Consider the following 12,958-nt stretch of genomic DNA (forward strand, 5'->3'; position numbering starts at 1 on the left):
AGTATGAAAAAGGTATTTTTACTCTTGTTTGCCGCAATGGCAACCTTGACCAGCTTCGCCGACAATCTGGCGTCGGGAAAAGCAACATTGGCCACTTCTGGAAATGCTGCTCTGGCAGCCGATGGCAATACCAACACACGCTGGGAATCCGCACAGGAAGACCCTCAGCTGTGGCAGGTTGACCTGGGCGAAACTACGGCGTTCAACACCATCTCTATCCTGTGGGAAGGAGCCTATGCAAAGTCATTCACGATTGAGGCAGGAAACACGCTGGGCGATGATGGCTACCTGACCGGAGGTACTGCCCTGGTCAGCGTCGCAGACCAGTCGTTGAGCGGCTTCCCCTATATGCAGAACTTCTCTTTTGCGGAAACAACAGCTCGTTATATCTTGTTCAGAGGAACTGCCCGCGGCACCAACTATGGCTATAGCTTCTGGGAGTTCGGCGTGTATAACCTCGATAAGAGTCTTACGCTGTCAAGCCTGAACATCGCTGCGGCCAGCAATCAGACCACGGTAGGTAGCACCATTGCCATTTCGGCAGTAGGAAAAGACCAGTTGGGTGGCGCCATCGAAACGGGCACCCTGAGCTGGCAGAGCACGAATCCTACGGTGGGAACTGTCGAAAATGGTGTGTTCACCGCTCTTGCAGCCGGTACCACCACCATCACGGCTACTTCCGGACAGATCACCTCTAACCAGGTAGAGATCACCGTTGCAGCTGGCGAGAAAATAGACCTGATGAACAACTGGCAGTATCGCATCTATCCCTTGGGCAGTGCCACGGAGACAGCCTCGCTTGTAGGCGCCTTCGATGACAATGACGGCAGTCTTTGGGAGTTGCATAAGACAACCTCTGCCGATGAGGCTGCCCGTAGTTATGAGACGGGTTTCATAGCAGACCTGGGTGCCATCTACGATGTCAACACCATCTCTATCCACTTCGAAGGAGCTTGTTCTGAAGCCTTCACCCTGTCGTTTGCCGGCAATGACGGCGTTTTTGGCGATGCCGTCTATAATGGTGGCGCCACTGGTATCAGTAACCACACCGAGAAGTTCTCGGGCGAGAACGTGACTGGCGCACGCTATGTGAAGTTCCTGAGCACAAAGGCTTCCAGCGAGTGGGGAGTGAAAATCTACGACTTCTCTGTTGTTGGCGTGAAGACTGCCGACGTACAGTTCGCGAATCCTGAAATTACTGCCGGCGCTGTCAGCGAAACAGGCGAGGAGAGTGTGACTTTCAGTCTGACTGCCACCAATGCTAATTCTGCCTTTGTGATGTACGAGGTCGCTGCTAATGGTGTTGCAGCTCGCTACTTCAAGGGCGATAGTGGCAAGGCTTCCACCATCGTTGTGAATGGTCTGACCAGTGGTAGCACCTACAACTTTGCCATCTTTGCCATCAATGCCAATGGCGGTCGCTCTGCCATCAAGGAACTGTCTGCCACTACTGCAGGTAATGTCTTTGTGCTGACAGCTGCTCCCACACCTGCCGAGCGTCGTGCCAATGATGTGGTGTCTGTCTATAGCAATGCCTATCAGCCTGCCACCACTTATACTTATGGCGGTTGGGGACAGAGCACCGTTGTAGAGCCTGTCACCGTCGACGAAGACGAGATGCTGAAGCTGAGCAACTTCAACTACCTGGGCTTTGAATACCAGACACAACTGGATCTCAGCGCCATGCAGTATCTGCACATCGATATCCTGCCCATGCAGGAAATGAATTTTGGTATGACGCCTATCCTCGTGGCAGGCACTCCCACCGAGAACTCACAGCTGGTGGGTACGCTCAAGGTGAAAGAGTGGAATAGCTTCGATATTCCTCTTGCAAACTACAATATGGACTTCTCGAACCTGAGCCATCAGCTGAAGATAGACAATGGCAATGGCGTAGTCTATGTGGATAACATCTACTTCTGGAAGGCACCCTCTACGGTAGAGGATACCGAGGCTCCCGTGATGACCAAAGTTGATGCTTCTAAGGTCAGAGACCATAAGGCTGTCCTGACTGTTTGTGCCACCGATAATATCGAAGGCACGCTGCTCTACAGCGTGAAGAATGGCGACGTTGAACTTGCTACCCGCAGTGGTAAGGCAGGCGAGGATCTGACCATCCAGCTCACCGGACTGACTGGCGAGACTGAATACAACCTCTCTGTGACAGCCCAAGACGACAAAGATAATGTGTCTGACCCCATGATTGTGTCGTTTACCACGCAGAAAGACTTTGTCCTGACTGCAGCACCTGCTCCTCAGCACAGCACCGAGGCGTACGACATCTACTCAATCTATTCCGATGCCTATGAGGCCGGTGCACCTACAGCTCACTTTGCCGACTGGGGTGGTGGTAGTCCTGTAGCCGTCCAGGTCAGCGACGACGATCAGGTGACCAAGGTCGATAACTTCAACTACGTGGGTCAGCAGTTCGAGGCCAATCCCGACCTCAGCGGTTTTGCCCTTCATGTTGACGTGCTTTCTACCGAGATGAGCACCATCGGCATCACACCCATCACGCTTGCCGGCGAGAAGAGCAAGACCTTCGAGATCACCGAAGGCCAGTGGACCAGTCTTGATATTGCCGCAACCGACTGGGAGTCGCCGATCAATCTGGTGAACACCTTCCAACTGAAGTTTGATGGTGGCGACAAGAGCACCACGTTGTATGTGGACAATATCTACTTCTACAAGAAGAAGGTGGCCGACCAGATCCGCGAGGTGGCAGTCAAGAAAGCCCCTGCGTACTACACACTTCAGGGTGTTCGCGTGGCGCAGCCAAAGGCCGGCATCTATGTAGTCAACGGCAAGAAAGTAGTGGTTAAGTGATATAAAAGCGGTGGTTTGAGACCGCAAGAGCGGCTGTGCTGCACTGCAAAAGTAAAGGTCTCAAACTGAAAGAGTTAAGATGTTGTTGTCAATCCAGGGGCTGGACGATCGGTTTCTAGCCCCTGGATGACTCTTTTCTAGCCCCTGGCCAGACTCCATCCAGCCCCTGGAATGCAGTCGGCCAGGGGCTAGATCGACCCCAAAACTAACGCTATTGCGAGTTCATTCGGCCACTATTGCATGATGATTCGGCCACTATTGCATGATGATTCGGCCACTCTTGCGAGATGATCCGGCTTGTATTGCGAAGAAAATGAGTTGAAATGGCGCTGTAATACCGATAAACAGGGCATGTAGAAGCGCAAAAGTGAGTTTTTTGCGTGGTATTTTTGATGGCAGGTTTGCATAATTCCTCTACTTTTGCAGCAGAAACCAGAACTAAAATTAATGAACCATTTCATATAGTTACTAATCATAAAAACAATGAAACAAGTATTATTGCTATTCGCAGTTTTCATGACAACTGCGCTGAGCACATCGGCTCAGACGAATGTGACTTCCGGAAGGACTGTGGTCCCTCTGGGTGGCTTGAAGACCTTTACCAAAAATGATGGTACTACTACTTACACGATTGACAATTCGCAATTACAGAAAATCACAGTCAACGGAAATACGTCGAACGTCTATCTCTTTCCGGAAGAAGGCGGCAGCTACAACACCGACGACAATAAGGCCTTGGGCATACAAGGTTTCTATATTGACTTAGGTGAGGCGAAGACCATTGGCAATATCAACACCACATGGGAGGGGGCTGCCGCAGGTGGTAAGGTCTATGTGACCAACACCCAACCGGCCGACGATGGTACGCTGAGCGGCGAAACAGAGATTGCCTCGTTCTCGAATGCTCAGGAGACGGTGAAGAACGCCACGGTGACGGTGGCTAATAGTGGACGCTACATCGTGTTTGTGCCCTCTACGGCGACCAACTACGGTTGGGGTGTGAAGATCAGGACATTTGTGGCCTACGATACCTACACACCCGTGCTGACAACGATGACGGCCAGCATCAGTAATCCCGTCATCTTCTCGGGCAACAGTTCGCAGATCACCTATACCGCCCTGGATCAGGTGGGCACGCCATGCACCATCACGCCGACTTACGAAAGTAGTGATGAGGCTGTGGCTACGGTCTCTGGCTCGGGTCTTGTCACGGGCGTATCCACCGGTGTGGCTACAATCACGGTTGGTTCGGGTGTTGCGGGCAAGTCGGCCACGGTCCAGGTGAGGGTCTATGACATGCCGACAACGGCACCTGCCGCTCCCACAGGCGATGACGTGACCATTGTTTACGACGGCACTACAGGTGCATGGTCTGACCAAGGCTGGGGCTGGGGCAGTCAGCAGGAAAATGTGTCGATCGACGGCAAGACCTGTCGTAAGGGCAGTAAGCTGGGCGGCATGCAGATACCTAATCCGCTGAAGGACTATAGCGAGCGCGACAAACTGGTGGTTGACGTGTGGTCGGCAGAAGCCCACACACTGACCCTCTATTTCGAGGGCGAGGGCACATCGCGACTCTTCAACCTGAACGCCGGTTGGAACGAGCTGCAGGTGGCCACCTCAGAGATTGCTGCCCCCGAGAATGTGAACTATCTGACCTTCCGCTATCACGACTCGGTCAAGGACGGTCTGCTGATATTCTCTAACATCTATTATGCGAAAGGTTCTGTCGTGAATCCCTGTTCGGTAGTCAATGGTGTGGTATCAGGCGACGTGACCACCGCCGACGAAACCATCATCAACGCTTCTACAGCGCCTGTTGTCGATATGCGAGGCGCCAATATCGTGGAAGCTGTCACGCTGTCGCCTGCCAATCCGAATGCCATCGTGTTGGTAGAAGGAACGGGGCGTGTGCCCAGTCAGTCGGTCGATGCCGACAATCTGGTGGTCTTTGATGGCTTGTACTATCGTTCGGCCACGGGCAAGGCGCTGACCTTCGTCGACAGCAATACCGATGCTATTGCCAGAACCATGACTATCGATGCTCAGGCCGAGGGCGTCACCATCAGTCGTACGCTTGCTGCCAACAAATGGGCCACATCCTATCTGCCTTTCGCATCGACACAGAACGATGCCATCGATGTTTACACGTTTACGGCCATGGAAGGAGATGCGCCGGTGCTGACAAGGCGTGATGGTGCCAATGCACACATCATCCCGGCAGCCACACCGGTCGTGATTCACAACACCACCGACGCACCGGTAGATATCGTGGCAACAGGCAAGGTTGACTTCTATCTGGGTGCTACACCCTCAAGCGTGGAACAGGCTACTGTGGTTTTCAAGGGCAACTATGCCCCCTTCGTGACTGATGGAACGCAGTATGGCGTCTATGGCGACGTGGGCGCAGCCCTTCAGTTGAACAAACTCAACGGTGCCACGGTTGGATGCTTCCGCAGTTATTTCACAGGTCTGTCGGGTTCGTACGCTTCTCGCGAGATTATTCTCGTCGACGGCTCGACCACCCGCGTCGCAACCGTCACAGCCGACCATGTGGAGCTGGTTCCCGTGTACAACCTCCAGGGTCAGCGCATACAGCGACCTGTCAAGGGACTCTATATCGTGAATGGTAAGAAAGTAATGATGAAATAAGAAGGAAGAATAGTGATATGAAACAGAATTATATCAAACCATGGACAGAGATTGTGACCATCGCCACAACCCAAATGATGGCTGTCAGTAACCCGAACGAGAGGAAGGCCGTTGTGAGCGAGGAAGAAGTCACGACGGGCTATGTAGATAGTCGCTCTTACGATATTTGGACAGACGAAGAAGACGAATATTGATATCTAGTTAATAATAGTAGTTATTAGTTTTTAGTATTGACAGGAGTCAGACTCCGTGACGGACACTGACTCCTTTTTTAAAAAAACAAAGTGAATAAGTAGAAATGAGAATCCAGATATTGGCCGCAACCATGCTTTGCCTGCTGGGCACGATGGATGCCGTGGCACAACAAATCATCAGAGTGGGTAGGGGCAGCTATGCAGCATACACCCCCTTGTCGATGAGTCGCACCAACGAACACGGTGGCGACCAGAGTCAGTATATGCAGTACCGCAAACTCTATATCAACGAGCGTGCTAATACACCCATCCCCACCAATAAGTGGTGGACAGACCTGATCAATGCCGACCGCTACCGCACGGGCGACGAGGTGACGGGCCGCCTGTGGGCCTATCCTGGCTATGTGCAGGGCATGAGATACGGCATGGATATTCATTATCCCAAATACTGGGTGGACAACGGCACCGAGATGAAGGCGCAGTCGAAACTGGTGGTGACGGGCGCTGACTTCCATGCCAAGACACCGTTGGCCGAGGCTTGGAGCGACTGGACCGTGACCTTCTCGGAATCGGATGCCAACCGGAAACTGACAACCACATTGATGCATGGCTCTCCCTTCACTTGGATAGAGGCTGAAAACACCACGCTGACGCTGACCGCCGTCAAGACCAACAATGATGGGGCTGACAACAGGCTGACGGGCAATGCCAACGTCAGTTTCCTGACCGCCGATGGCACACCGATAGGCAGCGGCAACTATACACGCTTGATTGTCAAGATAGCCAATGGCGAGACCGCTGATCTCTATGGCATCTACCTCCCAGAGAATACCACTGTGACCATTGCCGACGGACGGGCTATGCTGACGGCACCCTACGTGGTGGTGGCACTGCTGAAACAAGAGTCCGACTTGGATGTCTATAGCACCTATGCCTACAGCAAACCGGTGAACACGCAGGTGAGCTGGAACTATGACAATGGCTTGCTGACCACGACCTATGATGTCTCGGCAGAAGATCTCCGCACGGGTGCTGCCACCAGTCAGGTGTTGCAGGGATTCATTCCTCACCACTACCGCGAGCGCTATGCCACCCATTCGTTGTCGCCCATCAATAGTTATGCCACCCCTCGCGGAACGCTGAAGGTGGCAGCTGGCAGTTGCCAGCACATCAGCTACCGTTTTGCAGGTATGCTGCCTTGGTATGCCGTACCTACCGATGGCGGCGAGCATGCGTTCAACAAAGACCGAATGTTGCAGTTGGTTAGAGAATATGCCTCAGAGGGTACCTTCGGTGCCGACACCTATTGGGGCGGTAAGGGACTGACACAGATGGCTCTGAACATGACGTTTGCCCGCGAGCTGGGCGACGAGCTCTTGTTCGACCAGTGCCATGCCCGACTGAAAGAGGCGCTGGTGAACTGGCTCACCTATACGCCTGGCGAGGAGAACTTCTTCTTTGCACGCGACAACCGCTGGGGCGGACTCATTGGCTATGCCACCAGTTACGACAGCGAGACTTACAACGATCATCACTTCCATTATGGCTACTTCACCCTGGCAGCAGCACTGCTGGCTATGGTCGATGACGACTTCCGTGAGAACTATGGCGATATGATGAAGTTGGTGGCTCGAGACTATGCCAACTATAAGCGCGACTCATGGGCTTGCTTCCTGCGTATGTTCGACCCCTGGGAGGGACACTCGTATGCTGGTGGCATGGGCGATGGTGCCGGCAACGGACAGGAATCTACCTCCGAGGCCATGCAGGGCTGGGGCGGACTCTTTCTGTTGGGTGTGGCACTGGGCGACGACGAGATGCGCGATGCTGGTATCTTTGGTTGGGTGAACGAGAGTCGTGCCACGGCCGAATATTGGTTCGACCGTCATGGCGAGACGGTCGATGCCAGCTTCCATACCACTAAGACGGACGACTATAATATTGACTACGACAAGTTCAGACACCAGAACCCCGACTATATTATCCCCTACAACTCGAACCTGACGAGCCACGGCGTGGGATGGTGGACCTGGTTCGGTGGCGATCCGGTGTTTATGCAGGGCATACAGTGGATGCCCGTGTCGCCCGCACTCGACTATCTGGGCGAGGACAAGGCTTTTGCAGCATGGGACTACCAGCGACTGATGGAGCTGAAGGAACATAAGGGATGGGACGGACAGGGCGGTATCGGTACGGCCGACCTGCGCGACTCTGACTGGGGCAATGTGGTGCTCACATACAGACAGTTCAGCGATCCTGACGATGCGGCGGCCATCTTTGACCAAGGCTGGGACAACAACTGGGGTACCATGCACAACAGTTCTACGCGTGGCATCACCTACTACGTGACGCATGCTCATCGCACCTATGGCGATATCGACTGGACGGTGACGGCTTCTATTCCTACAGCTCGTAAATATACGAATGCGTATATTGCCTATAACCCCACGGATGCTCCGCTCACGGTGACTTATAGCGATGGCACCAGCTTTGTGGTGCCTGCCCGTCAGATGAAGGTGAAGGACAGTGTGTACACGGGTGTCACGAAGATTTATCCTGTTGATCATAGTGAACCCGACCTGCGCGAGGAACTGATCATGCCGAATCTGGCACTGGGCAAGTCCTGCACTGTGAGCAGTTGGGAAAATGCCGGTTGCGTGGCTGCTCATGCCACCGATGGCGACAAGGGCTCACGCTGGGGAAGTGCGCATCAGGACGGTGAATGGCTCTACGTGGATTTGGGTGAGAACTGTCAGATATATAAGGTGCGTATCAGTTGGGAAACGGCCTATGCCTCGGCGTATGATATCTATGTTTCCAACAATGCCAACGACTGGACGCTAGTCAAGAGTTGTCTGAGCAGTGGCGGACAAGACAACATTCTGCTGGGCGATGTGAGCGGACGCTATGTTAAGTTGGTGGGAAAGACGCGTGCCACTCAATACGGTATCTCGCTCTATGAACTGGAGGTATATGGAAAACCGTCGTCGGCACCAAGCACCACATTGATGGGCGTCATGATAAGCAGTCCGGTAGATGTACTGAAACAGGGTGTTCCCACCACGCTCAATATTGTGGGCTATGACTATGCCAAGAATCAACAGACCGTGGCGGCCACGTGGAGTAGTGCTGACGGCAACTTTGACGGTAGCACGTTTACACCTTCTGTCTATGGCAAGGTGAATGTCACGGCGACGGTGGGAGGCTTGACTGCCTCTAAGCAACTCGTCGTTGAGGAGGCCTTGCGAGTGACTTCTATCACAATGACTGCCGACGACAAGACCACGAAGGATGCACCTGTCGATGTGGTGGCGGAAGCTCTGAATCAGTTTGGTCAGCCTGCCAGTCAGCTCATAGACTTCGCCCTGCGTAGGCTGACGGCTACGGACGAAGAGGAAACCACTGATGCCACCCTGAATGCGGTGGACAATCATCACCTGACGTTCCGCGCTACGAAGATGGGACAGTATGCCATTGTAGCTACGTGCAATGGCGTGACCAACACACACCGTATCTATGTGGGCGATGCCTCGCGCCAGAACCTGCTGTTCAGCTTGAGCCAGATTGGCGGACTGAATCCCGAGGCTTCGGCACCACGCCCTGCTGTGCTGGCTAACACGGACGACTATGCCGAGAACTTCTTCTTGCGCAACGACACGCCGGAGCGCATGCACGACACCTACTTCACGATAGATCTGACAGACCTTTGTAATGTGGAGTTCTTGAATATTTCGTTCAGTCCGGCATTGCCTGCCGACTATACGATTTCGGTATCTGCCGATGGTGAGCAGTGGCAGCAAGTGTGTGCGGTGGAAAACAATAGCAGCCAGTTGTGTGTCTGCAACCTGACGGGGGTAGCCAATGGCGTGCGCTACTTGAAGTTCCACAGTTCTCGTGCTGCCACCGACTGGGGCGAGAAGGTCAGCCACATCTGGGTCTATGGCGATGTGAAGGCAACGGTCATCAGCGATAAGCGTGATGCGGTGAAGACTGAACACGGTGACTTGTTCGACCTGACCGGACGGCGTGTCGTAAAGCCGGCGAAGGGCATCTTTGTGAGGAACGGACAGAAAATAATCGGGAAATGAGAAGGCACGAATCATGACCATGTTCGTGTTTCGCAGAAACAAAGTCAAAGCAAAAGATAATAAACACAATCAATAAAACGTTACATGTATAGTACTCTATTACTCTCTCTCGCCGTAGCCCTCATGGGCTTCGGCACTGCTGACAGCGACCGGATGACCTCCGCGTCCGTGTGTTCCACTTCTGAAGATACAATCGGTGTGCCGGATGGTTATCGGCTGGTGTGGCAAGATGAGTTTGATACTGGTACAGAACTGAACAGCTGTGACTGGACACACGAGGTAAAGGCAGCGGGATGGGTGAACCATGAGTTGCAGAACTATGTGAACCACCAGACGCCCGAAGGTCAGCTGGTGACCCAGGTGAAAGACGGTACGCTCAGAATCACGGCACTGAAGGAGAATGGTAAGGTCTATTCAGGACGTGTGTATGCCAGGTCTAAGCAAGGATGGACCTACGGCTATATGGAGGCCCGCATCAAACTGCCGAAAGGTAAAGGCACATGGCCAGCCTTCTGGATGATGCCGGTGAACTTCAGGTCGTGGCCGGCCGATGGCGAGATAGACATCATGGAAGAGGTGGGCTACCATCCCGACTATGTGTCGTCTAGCCTACATGCCAACTCGCATGTTCACTCCAACAACACGCAGGTGACCCATGAGATGTTGTGCGACGGTGCCGAAGGGGAGTTCCATACCTATGGTATCCTCTGGACCGCAACGAACATCACGACCTATGTGGACGGTGAGGTGCAGCTGAGCTATGACAACAGACAACTGGGACGCGACGACTGGCCCTACGATGCTCCGTTCTATATCATCCTCAACCTCGCATGGGGTGGAGACTGGGGTGGCGCTGAGGGCGTTGACGATGGTGCACTGCCAGCCACGATGCAGGTTGACTATGTTCGTGTGTACCAAAAGCAATGAGGAGTGGCCTTTGTAGCTCCTTGCATATCTTTGACTCATAAACAATACTTATATTATCATGAAACAACTTTTCATATCTGTAATGCTGCTCTGTGCCTGGACGGGGGCGCATGCTCAACAGTTGCCCGTGTATCTGGATGATAGTAAGCCAGTGGAGCAACGCATAGAAGACGCACTGAGTCGCATGACGCTCGACGAGAAGATTGCGGTGATTCATGCGCAGTCGAAGTTCTCGGCTCCTGGTGTAAAACGATTAGGCTTTCCTGACCTGTGGACTACTGATGGTCCTCACGGCATTCGTCCAGACGTGTTGTGGGACGAGTGGGAGCAGGCCGGACAAACCAACGACTCGTGTGTGGCTTTCCCCGCGCTGACCTGTCTGGCTGCCTCGTGGAATCCTGCGATGGCCCGACTCTATGGCGAGAGCCTGGGTGAAGAGGCGCTTTACCGCGGAAAACATGTGTTGTTGGGACCTGGCGTCAACATCAACCGTACGCCTCTCAACGGTCGTAACTTCGAATATATGGGCGAGGACCCCTTCCTGGCGTCGCAGATGGTGGCTCCCTACGTACAGGGGGTCCAGTCGAATGGTGTGGCATCGTGTGTGAAGCACTATGCACTGAACAACGATGAAGAGAATCGTTTCAACGTGAATGTGGTGGTGAGCGACCGTGCGCTGCACGAGATCTACCTGCCTGCCTTCAAGGCTGCTGTCCAGCAAGGCGGTGCCTGGGCCATCATGGGTTCTTATAACCTCTATAAGAATGAGCACTGTTGTCATAATGCGACGTTGCTGAACAAGATACTGAAGCACGACTGGCAGTTTGACGGCGTGGTGGTGTCTGACTGGGGCGGCACGCACGACACAGAGCAGGCCATCAAGAATGGTCTTGACATGGAGTTCGGCTCGTGGACCAACGGACTGACCGAGGGCGCCTCAAATGCTTACGACAGCTATCATCTGGCATTGCCATATAAGAAGTTGATTCAACAGGGAAAATACTCTGTGAAGGAACTCGACGACAAGGTGCGTCGCGTGCTGCGCCTGTATTATCGTACCACGATGAAAAAGAACAAGCCCGTGGGCTTCCTGTGCTCGGAGAGTCACTACGATGCTGCACTCAGAATAGCAGAAGAGGGCATCGTACTGCTGAAGAATGAGCGTGGACTCTTGCCCCTGAAACAGGGCAAGCGTATCTTGGTGGTGGGCGAGAACGCCATCAAGATGATGACTGTTGGCGGTGGTTCTTCATCGTTGAAGGCGCAAAAAGAGATTCTGCCATTAGATGCTTTTGCTGCACAGTGTTCTACCGATTATGCCCGTGGCTATGTGGGCGATACGGTGCAGAGCTACAATGGTGTGAAGGTGGGCCGCAGTCTTTACGACATGCGTACACCGTCAGAGCTGATTGCAGAGGCTGTGGAGAAGGCAAAGCAGGCCGACTACGTGGTGTTCTTCGGCGGACTGAACAAGAGCGATTATCAGGACAGCGAGGGACATGACCGCAAGGACTATGCCTTGCCTTATGGACAGAACGCCGTCATCGAGGCCATCCTGAAGGTAAATCCCCGCCTGGTGTTTGTCAATATCTCGGGCAATGCCGTCGAGATGCCATGGGCCAGCAAGGTGCCTGCCATCGTTCAGGGATGGTTTATTGGTTCTGAGAGTGGCGAGGCCCTGGTCAACGTGCTGTTGGGAAAGGTAAACCCCAGTGGTAAGTTGCCTTTCTCTTGGTATAAACAACTGGCCGACTGTGGGGCGCATGCCCTCGGTACCTATCCCGGCACATGGCGCAGTGGTGTGCGTATCATTGACGAGGAATATAAAGAAGGTGTGTTTGTGGGCTATCGCTGGTTGGAGAAGCAGAACATCAAACCGCTGTTTGCCTTTGGTCATGGACTGAGCTATACGACGTTTGCCATGAACTGTCAGGCGTGGAGAGACATGGGCAACGGACAGTATCAGTTTGATGTCAAGGTGAAGAACACCGGTAAGTGTGCCGGCGCAGAGGTTGTTCAACTCTATATCGCTGACAAGGAATGCTCGGTAGAGCGCCCTAAAAAAGAACTGAAAGCCTTTGCAAAGGTGTTCCTGCAGCCCGGCGAGAGCAAGGTGGTGACGCTGACCATCGGTCGCGAGGCGTTGAGCTTCTACGACGAAGCCGTTCACGACTGGCGTGCAGAGGCAGGCACCTTCGAGGCACTGATTGGTAATGCCTCAGACAATATATCGGATAAAATCACGTTTAAACTGAAAGATTGAACGTTAAT

At 53.4% G+C, this 12,958-nt stretch carries 6 protein-coding genes; all 6 read left to right on the plus strand.

Features of this window, described 5'->3' with window-relative positions; translation table 11 throughout:
• Positions 1-3 precede the first annotated feature (3 nt).
• Positions 4-2,826, plus strand: a complete 2,823-nt coding sequence (locus T433_RS14890; protein WP_081778407.1) for a galactose-binding domain-containing protein — start codon at positions 4-6, stop codon at positions 2,824-2,826.
• Positions 2,827-3,309: 483 nt separating this feature from the next.
• The gene (locus tag T433_RS15895; protein ID WP_081778408.1) at positions 3,310-5,478 is read left to right on the plus strand and encodes an Ig-like domain-containing protein; all 2,169 of its coding nucleotides are present in this window, start codon (positions 3,310-3,312) and stop codon (positions 5,476-5,478) included.
• Positions 5,479-5,495: 17 nt separating this feature from the next.
• Positions 5,496-5,672 carry a hypothetical protein gene (locus T433_RS16470; protein ID WP_155808418.1) on the plus strand — a complete coding sequence of 59 codons (177 nt, stop codon included), beginning with the start codon at positions 5,496-5,498 and terminating at the stop codon, positions 5,670-5,672.
• A 104-nt stretch (positions 5,673-5,776) separates the two neighbouring features.
• Positions 5,777-9,760 (plus strand): glycosyl hydrolase, encoded by a 3,984-nt coding sequence (locus T433_RS0106950; RefSeq protein ID WP_081778409.1) that lies wholly within the window; start codon positions 5,777-5,779, stop codon positions 9,758-9,760.
• A gap of 84 nt (positions 9,761-9,844) precedes the next feature.
• A complete protein-coding gene (locus tag T433_RS14900) occupies positions 9,845-10,687 on the plus strand; it encodes a glycoside hydrolase family 16 protein (protein ID WP_081778410.1) in 843 nt (280 codons plus the stop codon).
• 58 nt (positions 10,688-10,745) lie between these two features.
• Entirely contained in the window at positions 10,746-12,950 is a 2,205-nt protein-coding gene (locus T433_RS0106960; protein ID WP_027455317.1) for a beta-glucosidase, read from the plus strand.
• The last annotated feature ends 8 nt before the right edge of the window (positions 12,951-12,958 follow it).

Source organism: Xylanibacter brevis ATCC 19188 (assembly GCF_000621725.1).
GTDB classification, from domain to species: Bacteria; Bacteroidota; Bacteroidia; order Bacteroidales; family Bacteroidaceae; genus Prevotella; species Prevotella brevis.